Below are 15266 nucleotides of genomic sequence, written 5' to 3'. Positions count from 1 at the left end.
TGACAAAGCACATTAAAATCTATATAATTACAACTCTTAAAAACATTGGGGTATCGCCAAGCGGTAAGGCAACTGGTTTTGGTCCAGTCATTCAGAGGTTCGAATCCTCTTACCCCATCCACTTTTTAAATCCAAAATAATACTTATCGCGGAGTAGAGCAGTGGTAGCTCGTCGGGCTCATAACCCGAAGGTCGGCGGTTCAAATCCGTCCTCCGCAACCAAATGCCTCATATTTTTATCATCTAAAAACTAAACGCCAACCCCCACACCATCACGTATATCATCAACATTGAGATGAACGTAGTGTAAGCTACTTTTAATATCTGTATGACCCATAAAAGCCATCAGTTTATGAGCATTAAATCCCTTCAAACTCACTAACCTGGAAGCCACTGTATGGCGTAATACGTATAGTCCGTGAGTGTTGTTTTCTCCCTTATATCCTAGATGGTTTCTTACAGCCCACCACATACGATTTGCTGTATCGTGGTTTAGATGAGTTATAGGGCACTTGTTTAATGGTAGGTCTTTGCAGTTATCATAAGCATCTTGAGATACCCAGTAGTAAGCCATACGAAGCACTTGGTCGTCTTTTGTTTCAGTAAAGAGTTTGCGTGCCTCTATTTTACTTACACTCTTAGCTATTTCTAAGCGTTGTTTTATGGCTTTGAAGACTAGAATAGTTTTGTAAAAAGGAAGATTGGTAAAAATTAGGTTTCATAACTTTTAAATATAAAAAAAGAAATTCCCATCTACTATATGTTTTATGGATTATTAGTATAAATTTAAAATGTAGGAGGGGCGAATGCCCCTAATTATTATTTTAAAGTTTGGATGTATTCAGCTACTGCTTTTGCATCTTCGTCGCTCATTGGAGTAGCTATTGGTTTCATCATAGCGCCAAGACCAAATTTATTTGCTCCTGTTTTATAACCCTTTAGTGCCTCTTCGATAGCTGCTGCATCAAGAGATGTTAAAGCTGGAACTTTATTATTGAACATTTTTTCAGCTTTTGCGCCATGACAGGCGATGCATTTTTTGTAGATAGCAGCACCATCTGCAGCAAAGGCAGCAGTTGAAAGTAGAGCCGCAACGCTAGAAACAATTAGTAATTTTTTCATTTTTCATCCTTTGTAAAAAAGTTTGTGCATTATAGTACAAAAAGGTAAATTCGCAAGAAGCTAGTTAAAATATTTTGGCTATAATCACCAAATGAATAAAAATGAGCCTATTAAAGCACTTTTTCTAGATCGAGACGGCGTAATAAACGAAGATGCTGGATATGTTTACGAGATAAAAGATTTTAAATTTATCGATGGCGTTTTTGATGCTTTAAGAGGATTTGCCAAGGCTGGCTACAAGCTCTTTGTCGTGACAAATCAATCAGGCATCGGCAGGGGCTACTACACGCAGGAGCAGTTTGATACTCTAAATAAATTTATGCTTGAAATTTTCAAAAAAGAGCAAATTTTTATCACCAAAGTCTACTTTTGCCCACACGCTCCAGAGGCGGATTGCGCTTGCAGAAAACCAAATCCAAAAATGATACTTGATGCAAAGGATGAGTTTAATATAGATATTAAAAACTCGCTCATGATAGGCGATAAGCCAAGCGACGTCGAGGCTGGCAAAAGAGCAGGTGTTGGTAGAAATTTCTTGCTTGATGGGATAAATTTTAAAGATGTAAGAGATGTTTTAAATAAGCTAAAAAAGGAAAAATCACTATGAATTTAAATGGAAAAAAGATAGTTATAACTGGTGGCGCTGGCTTTATCGGCTCAGCTTTGGCGCATTATTTTGATGAAAATTACAAAGACGCTCACGTGCTTGTCGTGGATAAATTTAGAAACGACGAGACATTTAGCAATGGCAACCTAAAAAGCTTTGGCCATTTTAAAAATTTACTTGGATTTAAGGGTGAAATTTACGCTGGCGATATCAACGATGAGAGCACGCTTGAGAAGATAAAGAGCTTTCGTCCAGACGTCATCTATCACGAGGCAGCGATTTCTGATACAACCGTAAAAGAGCAAGACGAGCTAATAAAAACAAACGTAAACGCTTTTGTAAATTTGCTTGATATCTGCGAGAGTTTGGGTGCAAAGATAATTTACGCTAGCTCAGGCGCCACTTATGGCAACGCAAAGAGCCCACAAACAGTTGGTGAGTGCGAAGCGCCAAATAACGTCTATGGCTTTAGCAAACTAAGCATGGATAATATCAATAAAATTTACGCAAAGCGTGGCGTGAGCGTGGTTGGGCTGAGGTATTTTAACGTCTTTGGCAAGGGTGAGTTTTTCAAAAATAAAACCGCTTCGATGGTACTTCAGTTTGGCTTACAAATTTTAGCTGGCAAGACTCCAAGACTCTTTGAAGGCAGCGACCAGATCAAACGTGACTTTGTTTACATAAAAGATATCATTGATGCAAATATAAAAGCACTTGACGCGCCAAGTGGCGTCTATAACGCAGCTACTGGCAAAGCAAGGAGCTTTCAAGATATCGCTGACATCTTGCAGCGTGAGATCGGCGTAAATTTAGGCAACGAATACATCAAAAACCCATTTATCGGCTCATATCAGTTTCACACAGAGGCCGACGTAGCACCAGCTCGTGAGGCATTTGGCTTTAGTGCAACTTGGAGTCTGGAAGAAGCGATCAAAGACTACTTGCCAGAGATAAAGAGAATTTATAAGGAAGAGCTAAATGGCTAAAAAAGTTAAAATTTTAGTCGTTGGCGATCTCATGCTAGATCACTACATCTGGGGCAGTTGCGAGCGCATCTCGCCTGAAGCGCCAGTGCAGGTTGTTAAGATAAATAACGAAACCTATACGCTTGGTGGCGCTGGCAATGTGGTGAGAAATTTACTTTCCCTTGGCGCGAACGTGAGCGTGGCTAGCGTCTTAGGCGATGATGAGGCTGGCAAAAAGATAAAAGAGAAGCTTGCTGAGCTAAATGTAAAAGATGAGCTAATCCTTACCGAAAAAGGGCGTGAAAGCTCGATAAAAAGCCGTATTATGGCATCCCACCAGCAAGTTGTCAGGATCGATAAAGAGAGCGTCGTCAAGATAAATTTAGAAGATGAGCTCATCTTAAAAGTAAAAGAAAACCTTGCAAATTTCAAGGCTGTCTTGTTAAGTGACTACGGCAAAGGCGTGCTTAGCGAAAAGGTCTGCCAAGAGATAATAAACGAGTGCGTGAAGCTAAAGATCCCAGTACTTATCGATCCAAAAGGTAGTGACTACTCAAAATACAAAAACGCAACTCTTCTAACGCCAAATAAAAAAGAGGCGAGCGAGGCTACAAATTTAAAGATAAAAGACAAAGCTGAGCTTGAAAAGGCGATAAAACAGCTAAAAGACGAGCTAAATTTGACCTATTCGATTATCACAATCTCAGAAGAGGGTATCGCGCTATATGATGACAGGCTACACATCTTTGCTGCTAAAGCAAAAGAGGTCTTTGACGTCACTGGCGCTGGGGATACGGTGCTAGCTACACTTGGCTACATGCTAGCAAACGGGGCTGATATAAAAGAGGCGATAAAGATAGCAAACCTTGCAGCAGCCGTCGTCGTGGCTAAGATAGGTAGCGCAACGGCTAGCTTTAGCGAGATCGAGCAGCTGCTAAATAGCTCGTTTGGGGCAAATTTCGAGCACAAGCTTAAAAGCGTTGAGGAGTTAGAAGAAATTTTGAGCCAAAAGGACAAAAAAAAGATCGTTTTCACAAATGGCTGCTTTGATATCTTGCACGCTGGGCACGTAAAATACCTAGCGCGCGCAAGGGAGCTTGGCGATCTTTTGGTTGTCGGGCTAAACTCAGACGCTTCAGTTAAGAGGCTAAAAGGCGAGGCTAGACCTATAAACTCGCAAGATGATAGAGCCTGCGTGCTAAGTGGGCTTGGATTTGTTGATTATGTCGTGATTTTTGATGAGGATACGCCATTAAATTTGATAACAAAGATAAAGCCTGACGTGCTTGTAAAAGGGGCTGATTATAAAGACAAAGAGGTCGTTGGCAGCGAGATCGTAAAAGAGGTCAGGCTAATTGACTTTGTCGAGGGCAAAAGCACAACAGGGATAATAAAAAGGATAAAAGATGCTAAAAACAATGATAAAAAATGAACTCGAGACTCACCAAAGGACCTTTAGCGAGCATGTAAATTTACTTGATAGCCTAGAGCGCGCTTGCCAGATGGTAGCTGATACGCTAAAAAATGGCAAAAAGGTGCTAATATGCGGCAACGGTGGCTCTGCGGCAGATGCTCAGCACTTTGCAGCCGAGCTAACTGGCAGATATAAAAGCGAGCGCCAGCCACTACCTGGTATCGCGCTAACCACTGATACTTCGGCACTTACGGCCATTGGCAATGACTACGGCTTTGACTATGTCTTTTCACGTCAGTTTGAGGCCTTAGCGCAGTCTGGTGACTTGCTCGTGGCGATCTCAACAAGTGGCAATAGCAAAAACGTCCTTGAAGCTATAAAAAGTGCCAAGAAAATGGGCGCATCAGTGCTTGGACTTAGCGGCAAAGGCGGCGGTGCGATGAATGAAGGGTGTGATCTAAATTTAGTCGTTAGTTCAAGCGATACCGCAAGGATACAAGAGTCGCACATATTTTTTATTCACACGATCTGCCAGGCTGTAGACGAGGCTTTTAGGGGTTAATATGCAAGAAGCAATGGATAAATTTTTAAATGAACCCAGCCAGCAAAATGAGGTAAATTTGATAGTGGCTTTAAAAAAGGCTACTTTTTTTGCTCCGGTGCTTTTAAACCAAGCGCTTGCAAAGCCTGACGGTGGCGTAGTTTATGAGGAGGAGGGCTCAAATATCAAATTTATCCTACTTGAAGATGAGAGCGAGAAGCTTAGCTATTTTCCGGCATTTACAAGCAAAGAGGCGATGAAGCTTTGGCGAAATGACAGTGAGCAAGAGAGCATTGAGATAGGCCTAAAAGAGTATCTTGCGATGCTAAAAGAGAGTAGCTACGCTGGTGTCGTGATAGATGCTTTTAGCTATGATTTTATTCTTAAAAAAGAGCAGATAGTAAGAATTTTAGACTAAAATTTTTATCGCACTATTGCCAAAGTCGCTGATTTACTATTTAGCAAGTTTTTATTAATTTTAAGCTAAAATCAGCCAAGCTAAATTTAAGGAAAAAAATGAAAGACAATCTACTTGAATTAACCCAAGATATCGCGTCTGTTGATATCGAAGAGTCAATAAAAACTAGCTATCTTGACTACTCCATGAGTGTCATTGTGGGACGTGCTTTGCCTGATGCTAGAGACGGACTAAAGCCAGTTCACAGAAGAATTTTGTATGCTATGGACAATCTTGGCGTTGGTAGCAGAAGCGCCTATATGAAGTCAGCTCGTATCGTCGGTGAAGTTATCGGTAAGTACCACCCACACGGCGATACGGCGGTTTATGACGCACTTGTTCGTATGGCTCAGAAATTTTCTATGCGTTATCCAGTCGTTGATGGACAAGGAAACTTTGGCTCGATAGATGGCGACAGTGCAGCTGCGATGCGTTATACCGAAGCTAGAATGACAATGCTTACCGAAGAGCTTTTAAAAGATATTGACAAAGACACGGTTGATTTTGTACCAAACTATGACGATAGAGAGGTCGAACCAGATGTTTTGCCTAGCCGTGTGCCAAATTTATTATTAAACGGCTCAAGCGGTATCGCTGTTGGTATGGCGACAAATATCCCACCACACAGTCTTGATGAGCTAATAGACGGTCTTTTACTACTTCTTGAAAACAAAGAGGCGACACTTGAAGAGGTGATGGAATTTATAAAAGGTCCAGACTTCCCAACTGGCGGTATCATCTTTGGTAAAAAGGGCATCATAGAGGCCTACCGCACAGGTCGTGGCAGGGTCAAACTAAGAGCAAAAACCCACATAGAAAAAAAGCCAAATAAAGATGTGATCGTCATCGACGAGCTACCATATCAAACAAACAAAGCTAGGCTTATCGAGCAGATCGCTGAGCTTGTAAAAGATAAACAGATAGAGGGCATTAGCGAGGTTAGAGATGAGTCTGATAAAGACGGTATTCGCGTAGTTATCGAGCTAAAACGCGACGCAATGAGCGACATCGTGCTAAATAACCTATTTAAATCAACCACGATGGAGAGCACTTTTGGCGTTATTATGCTTGCTATTAATAACAAAGAGCCAAAGGTATTTAACCTTATTGAGCTACTTAAGCTATTTTTAAATCACAGAAAAACAGTTATCATTAGAAGGACTATATTTGAGCTTGAAAAAGCGCGCGCAAGAGCCCACATCTTAGAGGGTCTAAAGATCGCACTTGATAATATCGACGAGGTGATCGAACTTATTAGAAATAGTGCCGATACAGCGGTTGCTAGAGAAGGGCTGATGAGTAAATTTAACCTCTCAGAGCTTCAAGCAAACGCTATCCTAGATATGAGGCTAAGCAAGCTAACGGGTCTTGAGCGCGAGAAACTAGAGGCTGAGCTGGCCGAGCTTATGGCTGAGATCGCAAGACTTGATGAAATTTTAAAAAGCGAGACATTGCTTGAAAATTTGATCAAAGAAGAGCTTCTTGAGATCAAAAATAAATTTAAAGTACCAAGAGTTACTGAGATCGTTGATGACTACGATGACATCGATATCGAAGACCTCATACCAAATGAAAATATGGTTGTAACCATAACTCACCGCGGCTACATCAAGCGTGTGCCAAGCAAGCAGTACGAGAAGCAAAAACGCGGTGGCAAGGGCAAAGTAGCGGTCACGACATACGATGATGACTTTATAGAGAGCTTCTTTACTTCAAATACCCACGATACGCTTATGTTTGTGACTGACCGCGGACAGCTCTACTGGCTAAAAGTCTATAAGATCCCAGAGGGAAGCCGCACAGCAAAGGGCAAAGCAGTTGTAAATTTGATCCAGTTGCAGCCTGATGAGAAGATCAAAGCGATCATCCCAACGACCGACTTTGACGAGAGCAAATCGCTAGCGTTCTTCACTAAAAATGGCATCGTAAAACGTACAAATTTAAGTGAGTTTAAAAACATCCGCTCAGTCGGCGTAAGAGCGATAAGCCTTGATGAGAACGACGAGCTAGTAACTGCACTCATCGCTCAAACATACGATGATATGCCAGTGACTGACCCAGAAAATGAGCTAAGCGTTGAGACAGAGGTGCTTGAGATAGAAGAGCTTCAAAATGAGATCGACGAAGATAATGTAAATGCCGAAGAGGACGCAAACTCAAGCGATGAGACAATGCTATTTGTCGTTACTAAAAAGGGTATGTGCCTTAAATTTAAGATCAGCAAAGTTCGCCAAATGGGAAGAACTGCACGCGGCGTAACTGGTATCAAATTTAAAGAGCCAGGCGATGAGGTCGTAGGCGCAGCAGTCATCGAAAGCAATGATCAAGAAATTTTAAGCATATCTCAAAAAGGTATCGGCAAGCGCACAACCGCTGATGAGTACCGCTTGACAAATCGTGGCGGCAAAGGCGTCATCTGTATGAAACTAACAAGCAGAACAGGCGATCTAGTAGGCGTTGTGATGGTTGATGAAGAGCAAGATCTTATGGCTCTAACATCAAGCGGTAAGATGATAAGAGTCGATATGCAAAGCATCCGCAAAGCAGGACGTAACACAAGTGGCGTGATCGTAGTAAATGTCGATGGCGATGATGTCGTAAGTATCGCAAGATGCCCTAAGGCAGATGATGGCGAGGATGAGGAAGAAGCACCAAGCGAAGATATGGGGCTTTTGGAATAAATTTTGCTATTAAATTTTAAATAAAAGCATAAAAAAGGTTGTTTATGAAGGTTAAAATTTTATCTTTTGCTTTGATGATTACTATTTTTGGCGGCTGCTCATTTAACGGCTTTATGGGTGAGCCAACTAACACATCAAACCGCAACGTAGTTATCCAAAAGGTCGATAAAGACGATCTTAGAGAGGTGATGAAAAAAGAGAAGATGATATATGATAGCGCTCCAAAAGAGACCACTTTTAGAGCCACAGGCGAGGGTATAGCTCCGCTAAATTCGCTCTCATACGCTCAGTCGGTCACTCTTGCAAAAAGAGCGGCGATGGCGGATGCTTATTCGCAGCTTGCTGGTAAGCTTTATGGCGTAAAGATCAACGCTGAAGACACCGTAAGAGACGCGATGCTAAACGACTCATCTATCACTTCAAAGGTTCAAGGTCTTGTCAAAAACGCAAGGATCGTGAACGAAAATTTCAAAGACGGGCTTTATAAGGTAAATATGGAGCTTAAGATAGACGAAGATAAGTGGCGAGAAGTCTTTTCTTACTAACTATATTTTTAAATTTCGCCTTTTGCTTGGAGGAGTTTATCTTCTGGGCGAAGGTTGATACGAAAAATCAAATAGTTGCCTTTGAAGAAATTTCATTTTCAAAGGCGATGACCCTTTCACCAAATCCAAAACCAAAATTTCTTTGCCAGATAGATGCTTTTAAAGATGAAAATACTACAACTCTTGGCTTTTTAAATTTACACAAAGATGAGATTTTTGACTGCTTTGCTTTAAAAAAAGTGATGATAAAAAATGAGCTAAATGTTAAAAATGCGCAGGTCACAAATGCTTCAAATTTGAAAATTTTGCCAGTTAGGTTTATGGTGGAATTTAAGCCAAAATCCGCTATCATCGGCACACTTCAATAAAAAGAGATCAAATGAATATCGTCATAGTAGAAGATGACATCAATATGCGAAAGTCGCTTGAGATCGCACTTGGCGAGTATGAAGAACTAAACATCAAAAGCTATAAGAGCGCAGTTGAAGCCCTAAAAAAACTAAGCGACGACACTGATCTAATCATCACCGACATAAACATGCCAAAGATGGATGGACTTGAGTTTATTAAGGAGTTAAACGGCAAATTTGACGTCATCATAATGACTGGAAACGCGACACTTAATAAGGCGATCGAGAGCGTTAGGCTCGGCGTAAAGGACTTTTTAACCAAGCCGTTTGACGTCTCAACGCTTTACGAGGCGATAAAAAGGGTCGAGCTTCTTAAGCAAAAAACTCCAAAAACTATAAAAAAAATAGAAACAAAAAGCGAAAATAACGGCTTTTTAGCCACTTCAAAGGCGCTTGAAGCTACGCTAAATATCGCGCTAAAAGCCGCAAGGACTGACGCTTCAATAATGCTTAGTGGCGAAAGCGGCGTTGGCAAGGAGGTCTTTGCTAAATTTATCCATGCAAACTCACCTAGAAAAGATGCAGCATTTGTTGCTTTAAATATGGCTGCTATCCCTGAAAATTTGATAGAAAGTGAGCTTTTTGGCTTTGAAAAAGGCGCATTCACCGACGCTGCGACTACAAAAAAAGGACAGTTTGAGCTAGCAAATGGCGGAACGCTATTTTTAGATGAGATCGGCGAGATGCCTATAAATTTACAGCCAAAATTGCTTCGTGCCTTGCAGGAGCGCGAGATAACAAGACTTGGCGCTACAAAGAGTGAAAAGATCGACGTTCGCATCATCTGTGCCACAAATGCAAATTTAGAGCTTGCGATGAGGGAGGGCAGGTTTAGAGAGGATCTTTTCTACCGCCTAAACACGATCCCGCTTTTCATCCCGCCACTTCGCGAGCGAAAGGATGAAATTTTGCCTATCGCGCAGGATACTTTGGAAAAATGTTGCAAAGAGTATGGCTTTGAGGCTAAAAATTTCTCAAAAGCGGCTAAAGAGGAGCTTTTGAGCTACGACTATCCAGGCAACATAAGAGAGCTCATTTCAGTCGTGCAGCGTGCAGCGATACTAAGCGAGGGTGATGAAATTTTGCCAAAAGATCTATTTTTGCAAGCCAGAAGCAAAAAATAGCCATAAATTTAAGTAAAATTACGAAAATTAAAAAAAGATAAGGAGAGCAGATGAGAAAATTTAACGTAGCAGTCGTTGGTGCTACTGGAGCGGTCGGCGAAGAGCTTTTTAGAGTGATGGAAGAGGTTGAGTTTCCAGTTGGAGAGCTTTTGCCGCTTGCTAGCGCAAAAAGTGCTGGCAGCGAGATCGAATTTAATGGCAAATATTACAAGGTAAAAGAGCTAACCGAAAAGGTTTTTAGCGAGCATGAGATAGATATTGCTTTTTTTAGTGCGGGCGGTTCAGTCTCAGAAAAATTTGCCAAATTTGCAGCTGATAGTGGCGCAGTAGTCATCGATAACACCAGCCATTTTAGGATGGATAAAGACATCCCTCTTGTTGTGCCAGAGTGTAATCCAAGTGATATTGCTATGTGGAAAAATCGCGGTATCATCGCAAATCCAAACTGCTCAACCATCCAAATGGTGCAAATTTTAAAACCACTAAACGACGCTTTTAGTATCAATAGAGTCGATGTTTCTACATACCAAGCAGCAAGCGGTGCTGGCAAAGAGGGTATGGAAGAGCTTGTCGTTCAGATGCAAAAATTCTTTGAGTTTAAGCTTGATGAGTGCGAGCCAAAGGTATTTGCGCACCGCCTAGCACTAAATGTGATCCCTCACATCGATGTCTTTTTGGACAATGACTACACAAAAGAAGAGATGAAAATGGTCAATGAAACGCAAAAAATTCTTCACAAAGATATAGAAGTTAGCGCTACCTGTGTGCGTGTGCCAGTGCTTAGAAGCCACTCTGAGGCGATTACTATACACTTTGATAAAGATGTAAGTGCGGATGCAGCAAGAGAAATTTTAAGCAAGGCTCCAAGCGTCGTTGTAGTCGATAATCCAGCAAATAAAGAGTATCCAATGCCTATCATTTCAAGCGATACAAATGAGACTTATGTCGGTAGGATCAGAGTTGATAATTACAGACCTAATGTGCTTCACCTTTGGTGCAGTGCCGATCAGATCCGCGTAGGGGCTGCGACAAATGCCGTCAGGATCGCACAAAAGTGGATCGCGATGCAAGAGTAAATAAAAAGGATTTTTATTGCGTAAGATATTTGAAAAAATTTTGCTTGCTAGCAACAGCTTTACACTTTTTCCAGTAGTTTTTGGACTTTTAGGTGCGATCGTACTTTTTATCATTGCAAGCTATGACGTCGGCAAGGTACTTTTAGAGGTTTATAAATATTTTTTTGCTGCAGATTTTCACGTTGAAAATTTTCACTCAGAAGTCGTTGGCGAGATCGTTGGAGCGATCGATCTATACTTGATGGCGCTTGTTCTTTATATATTTAGCTTCGGAATTTACGAGCTTTTCATCTCAGAGATCACACAGCTAAAGCAGTCAAAGCAGAGCAAAGTCTTAGAGGTTCACTCTCTTGATGAGCTAAAAGATAAGCTTGGCAAAGTGATCGTCATGGTCTTAATCGTAAATTTCTTCCAAAGGGTGCTTCACGCAAACTTTACGACACCGCTTGAGATGGCATATCTTGCGGCTTCTATCCTAGCGCTTTGTCTTGGACTTTATTTCCTTCACAAGGGAGATCACTAAAATTTTAAGCGTTTTTACGCTTAAAATTTCTTCTACATCTTTTCTTTAGCTATTTTTAGGTAATATCCCTTTAAAAATTTAAAGGAAATTTAATGATTTTTATAGACGCTTGTCTTAAAAAACCTACCCCTTATACGCCTGTTTGGATGATGCGCCAAGCTGGTAGATATCTACCAGAGTATATGCGAGTACGCGCACAAGCAGGGGATTTTTTATCTCTTTGCAAAGACTACAAAAAGGCTAGTGAAGTTACGCTTCAACCAGTTGAAATTCTTGGCGTTGATGCGGCGATTTTATTTAGCGACATTCTTGTTGTGCCTCTTGAAATGGGCATGGACTTGCGTTTTGAAAAGGGCGAGGGGCCAGTTTTTAGCAAGCCTTTGCGTGATAAGGCCGTACTTGATACACTTAGTATCGAAAAATCGACTAAAAATTTAGCATACGTCTATGATACGATCAGACTTACAAGAGAAAATTTGGCCAAAGATAAGGCGCTCATTGGCTTTTGCGGCGCACCTTGGACGATAGCTACATACATGATCGAGGGTGGTGGCAGTAAAACTTATGCGGTTTGCAAAAAAATGCTCTATCAAGATCCAGAATTTTTACATCAAATTTTAGAAAAAGTGACGCAATCTCTCATTCTTTATGTCAAAGAGCAGATAAGAGCAGGTGTAGATGCAGTGCAAATTTTTGATAGCTGGGCGGCTGCACTTGAAGAGCAGGCATATTTTGAGTTTGGATTTAACTACATAAACAAGATAGTTGATAGTGTTAAGGCCGAGTTTCCAGAAATTCCAGTCATCGTTTTTCCAAAAGGAATAAGTGGCTATCTGGATAAAATTTCAGGAAACTTTGACGTTTTTGGCGTTGATTGGAGCACACCGATCGAGCTAGCCAAAGCAAAACTTAGCCCAAGATACGTCCTTCAAGGCAATATAGAGCCAACAAGGCTTTATAGCAAAAAGGCGATAGATGAAGGCATTGAGAAAATTTTAAGCACGATGAAAGGTGCGCCTCATATTTTCAACCTTGGGCATGGAATTTTGCCTGATGTGCCAGTTGAGAATGCAAAATATTTTATAAAACAGGTACAGACAAAAAGTGCAAGGTAACAAGCCTTGCATCGTCTTTGGACCGATAAATTCTCGCCGTTTTGGCATGAGCCTTGGCATAGATCTAAGCCCAAAGCAAAAATCATGTAATTTTGACTGCGTTTATTGTGAGCTAAGTGGTGCAAAGCCAGTTGAAGAGATAGAAAATCCTCCAAGCGTTGATGAGATCATAAGCGATTTAAAAGAAGCATTAAAAACTCATCAAAACATCGATGTCATCACACTTACGGCAAATGGCGAACCAACTCTTTACCCACACTTAAAAGAGCTGATAGCAAAAGTAAATGAGCTAAAAGGTAGCACAAAAACACTTATTTTGAGTAATGGCTCAGGCGTGCGTGACCCAAAAATTTGTGAAGCACTACATGGGCTTGATATAGTGAAATTTAGCCTTGATAGCGCGGTGCAAAGTACTTTTAAAAAGATAGACCGCAACAAAAGCGGCATAGAAGTAAATGAACTTATAAAAGCAATGGCTAAATTTCGCAAGGAATTTAATGGCGAGCTTGTGCTTGAAATTTTGGTCGTGGCTGGATTTAACGACAAAGAAGAGGAATTTATAGCACTCAATGCAGCGATAAATGAGATAGCTCCGCACCGAGTGGATATTGGCACGATAGATCGCCCACCAGCTTACAATGTAAAGGGTGCAGACGCCAAAAAACTAGAGGAGCTAGCCAAGCAGATAAGTGGCGTACCGGTTAATATAGCTAGAGCTCACAAGATAGAGCAAAAGTATAACTTTAGTGAGGATGAAATTCTAGAAATGCTAAGGCGTCGTCCGCAAACTATTGCAAATATTGAAGAAAATTTCTCAGAGTACTCAAAGCAAATTTTAAACAAGCTCTTGCAACAAGATGTGATTTATCTAGCAGATGTTGCTGGAGTGAAATTTTACAAACTAAGAGCATAAATGAAAAGAATCCTTACAATACAAGATATCTCGTGCGTTGGCAAATGTTCCCTTACTGTAGCACTTCCAGTAATTAGCGCGCAAGGCATTGAAGCGTGTATTTTGCCTACTGCGTTGCTTTCGACTCATACTGGCTTTAAAAATTTCACATTTCGTGATTTGACTGATGAATTTGACTCGGTAACACAAGTATGGCACAAAGAAAATATCACATTTGATGGAATTTATACTGGATTTTTAGGTAGCTTTGGTCAGCTTGAGCTGATAGAGAAAATTTTTAATGAGTTTAGTGGCTCTGCTCCGCTAATACTTGTGGATCCTTGCATGGGTGACAATGGCAAGCTTTATCATGGGTTTGATGAAAAATTTGTTATGAAAATGCGTGAGCTTTGCTCAAAAGTTCATGTTATAACGCCAAATATAACTGAAGCAAGTTTTATGTGTGGCAAATCATTTTTGAGAGATGAATATAGTGAAGATTATATTTTGGACTTGCTAGAAAATTTGGCTAGTTTTGGTGCATATAAAATCGTGTTAAAGGGTATTAGATACAAGCAAAATGAATGCGGCATCATAGCTTACGACGCAAAGACGAAAGAGAAAGTAGAATATTTTCATGAATTTTTACCATTTCACACAAGTGGAACTGGAGATATATTTGCCTCTGTGCTTTTTGGCTCACTAGTAAATGGCGAAACGATAGAGGCTGCCATAAAAAAGGCGGCAAATTTTGTGCTTGATAGCATCAAAGCCACATTGAAAGATCAAAACCGCACTTGGTATGGCGTACAGTTTGAAAAGATACTTGGTACTCTTGCAAAATAGGCGGGCAAACTACTTATTTAAAATTTTTAATAACACAACGATATGGCAAAGATTTATATCTTTGCTAGCTGTTAGAAGTGCTATATCTCCATGCTCTTTTTCTAGTTTTTTTAGCATTTTAAAGCAAGATTGCGCTTTTTCATTATCAAGCTCGAGCTCAAATTTCTCACAAAACTCATCAAATCTAGCTTCTCTATCTTCATGAAACCACTCTCTTAAAGCAGTGCTTGGTGTGATATCCTTTAGCCAAAGGAAATTTGAAAATATCTCTTTTCTTATGCCCCTTGGATAGAGTCTATCAACAAAAGCCGCCCTCATATCCAAACTATCATCTTTGATAAAATCATAAATTCTATAAGCTTTAAACATGTTTGTAATTGTAATGCTGTAAGGTTAATGAATAAATTTTTTAGACTAACTTATAATTTTTTAAAATTTACCTTGCGTTTTTTTTTGAAATAGAATAATGCCAAAATTTATTTAAGGAGGTTAAATGAAAATTTCAAATTTGATAGTTTTTTGCACTATCTTATTTTTATTTTCTGGTTGTGTAGCGCCACAATTTACGCCAAAGCCATTATTGCCAGATTCAAAAGGCATAGCAATGGTAAATTCTACACCTTATAACTGTAAAGTTTTAGGCGAAGCAGAGGGAAGTGACGAGGCAAATGGCAGAATGAATCCAACTATTGAAGGGCTTAGACAAGGCGCAATGAATGATCTAAAAAATGAGGCAATTGAGATCGTTGGACTTCACAAGAGAGTCGTACTTTATATTGTAAATGAATCACCGCTTTGCTACTATGGACAAAATCTTGATATTTGCCCTAGAGGCAGTCAGTTTGCGGCATCTTATAGAATAAAAGCACAAATTTTTGACTGTGGCGATAAGAATTAAACTAGGGCTAGAAATAGTCCTAAAAAGAATAAATTTAAATTAAAGCTCGT

General features: G+C 40.3%; 18 protein-coding genes and 2 tRNA genes. 17 read left to right on the top strand and 3 right to left on the bottom strand.

Going from position 1 to position 15266, the window contains the following annotated elements; genetic code table 11:
* The first annotated feature begins 46 nt into the window (after positions 1 to 46).
* Positions 47 to 121, top strand: a tRNA-Gln gene (locus CVS93_RS02455).
* A gap of 26 nt (positions 122 to 147) precedes the next feature.
* A tRNA-Met gene (locus tag CVS93_RS02450) sits at positions 148 to 222 on the top strand.
* Positions 223 to 250: 28 nt separating this feature from the next.
* Here CVS93_RS02450 and CVS93_RS10050 read toward each other — a convergent pair.
* Together CVS93_RS10050 and CVS93_RS02440 are read right to left on the bottom strand one after the other, a co-directional pair.
* Positions 251 to 574: a tyrosine-type recombinase/integrase gene (locus CVS93_RS10050; protein WP_159071510.1), complete on the bottom strand. Its 324-nt coding sequence runs from the start codon at positions 572 to 574 to the stop codon at positions 251 to 253.
* A 245-nt stretch (positions 575 to 819) separates the two neighbouring features.
* Positions 820 to 1122, bottom strand: a complete 303-nt coding sequence (locus tag CVS93_RS02440) for a c-type cytochrome (RefSeq protein ID WP_072594134.1) — start codon at positions 1120 to 1122, stop codon at positions 820 to 822.
* 91 nt (positions 1123 to 1213) lie between these two features.
* Between CVS93_RS02440 and gmhB the strand changes: the two genes are divergently transcribed.
* The 14 genes from gmhB (at position 1214) to CVS93_RS02370 (ending at position 14318) form a co-directional block, all read left to right on the top strand.
* On the top strand, positions 1214 to 1729 hold the full coding sequence (gene gmhB / locus CVS93_RS02435; protein WP_107686440.1) for a D-glycero-beta-D-manno-heptose 1,7-bisphosphate 7-phosphatase: 516 nt from the start codon (positions 1214 to 1216) through the stop codon (positions 1727 to 1729).
* Positions 1726 to 2715, top strand: coding sequence for an ADP-glyceromanno-heptose 6-epimerase (gene rfaD / locus CVS93_RS02430; RefSeq protein WP_107686439.1), 990 nt, complete (start codon positions 1726 to 1728; stop codon positions 2713 to 2715). The genes gmhB and rfaD overlap by 4 nt, the downstream gene beginning before the upstream one ends.
* Positions 2708 to 4126, top strand: a complete 1419-nt coding sequence (gene rfaE1, locus CVS93_RS02425; protein ID WP_107686438.1) for a D-glycero-beta-D-manno-heptose-7-phosphate kinase — start codon at positions 2708 to 2710, stop codon at positions 4124 to 4126. Before rfaD ends, rfaE1 begins: the two co-directional genes overlap by 8 nt.
* Positions 4101 to 4670, top strand: a complete 570-nt coding sequence (gene gmhA, locus CVS93_RS02420; protein ID WP_107686437.1) for a D-sedoheptulose 7-phosphate isomerase — start codon at positions 4101 to 4103, stop codon at positions 4668 to 4670. The genes rfaE1 and gmhA overlap by 26 nt, the downstream gene beginning before the upstream one ends.
* Before the next feature lies 1 nt (position 4671).
* Complete coding sequence (locus CVS93_RS02415) at positions 4672 to 5067, top strand: SseB family protein (RefSeq protein ID WP_107686436.1); 396 nt, start codon at positions 4672 to 4674, stop codon at positions 5065 to 5067.
* Positions 5068 to 5165: 98 nt separating this feature from the next.
* Positions 5166 to 7787, top strand: a complete 2622-nt coding sequence (gyrA, locus tag CVS93_RS02410) for a DNA gyrase subunit A (protein WP_107686435.1) — start codon at positions 5166 to 5168, stop codon at positions 7785 to 7787.
* A gap of 44 nt (positions 7788 to 7831) precedes the next feature.
* Positions 7832 to 8332, top strand: a complete 501-nt coding sequence (locus tag CVS93_RS02405; protein ID WP_107686434.1) for an LPP20 family lipoprotein — start codon at positions 7832 to 7834, stop codon at positions 8330 to 8332.
* Positions 8308 to 8700 carry a hypothetical protein gene (locus CVS93_RS02400; protein ID WP_103600104.1) on the top strand — a complete coding sequence of 131 codons (393 nt, stop codon included), beginning with the start codon at positions 8308 to 8310 and terminating at the stop codon, positions 8698 to 8700. Before CVS93_RS02405 ends, CVS93_RS02400 begins: the two co-directional genes overlap by 25 nt.
* 11 nt (positions 8701 to 8711) lie before the next feature.
* Positions 8712 to 9866, top strand: coding sequence for a sigma-54-dependent transcriptional regulator (locus tag CVS93_RS02395; protein WP_107686433.1), 1155 nt, complete (start codon positions 8712 to 8714; stop codon positions 9864 to 9866).
* 50 nt (positions 9867 to 9916) lie between these two features.
* On the top strand, positions 9917 to 10942 hold the full coding sequence (locus tag CVS93_RS02390; RefSeq protein WP_085657435.1) for an aspartate-semialdehyde dehydrogenase: 1026 nt from the start codon (positions 9917 to 9919) through the stop codon (positions 10940 to 10942).
* A gap of 16 nt (positions 10943 to 10958) precedes the next feature.
* A complete protein-coding gene (locus CVS93_RS02385; protein WP_087578735.1) occupies positions 10959 to 11465 on the top strand; it encodes a YqhA family protein in 507 nt (168 codons plus the stop codon).
* Between the two features lie 92 nt (positions 11466 to 11557).
* Positions 11558 to 12580: a uroporphyrinogen decarboxylase gene (gene hemE, locus CVS93_RS02380; RefSeq protein ID WP_107686432.1), complete on the top strand. Its 1023-nt coding sequence runs from the start codon at positions 11558 to 11560 to the stop codon at positions 12578 to 12580.
* A 46-nt stretch (positions 12581 to 12626) separates the two neighbouring features.
* Positions 12627 to 13493, top strand: a complete 867-nt coding sequence (locus CVS93_RS02375) for a radical SAM protein (protein ID WP_107686572.1) — start codon at positions 12627 to 12629, stop codon at positions 13491 to 13493.
* The gene (locus tag CVS93_RS02370; protein ID WP_107686431.1) at positions 13494 to 14318 is read left to right on the top strand and encodes a pyridoxamine kinase; all 825 of its coding nucleotides are present in this window, start codon (positions 13494 to 13496) and stop codon (positions 14316 to 14318) included.
* 9 nt (positions 14319 to 14327) lie between these two features.
* Here the strand turns inward: CVS93_RS02370 and CVS93_RS02365 are convergent, their stop codons facing one another.
* On the bottom strand, positions 14328 to 14687 hold the full coding sequence (locus tag CVS93_RS02365) for a DUF488 domain-containing protein (RefSeq protein ID WP_107686430.1): 360 nt from the start codon (positions 14685 to 14687) through the stop codon (positions 14328 to 14330).
* Between the two features lie 124 nt (positions 14688 to 14811).
* Between CVS93_RS02365 and CVS93_RS02360 the strand changes: the two genes are divergently transcribed.
* Complete coding sequence (locus tag CVS93_RS02360) at positions 14812 to 15216, top strand: hypothetical protein (protein ID WP_107686429.1); 405 nt, start codon at positions 14812 to 14814, stop codon at positions 15214 to 15216.
* Positions 15217 to 15266 lie beyond the last annotated feature (50 nt).

The sequence above is a fragment of the Campylobacter concisus genome (genome assembly GCF_003048535.1).
Classification (GTDB): domain Bacteria; phylum Campylobacterota; class Campylobacteria; order Campylobacterales; family Campylobacteraceae; genus Campylobacter_A; species Campylobacter_A concisus_S.
This window is presented reverse-complemented; position numbering and strand designations above follow the sequence as displayed.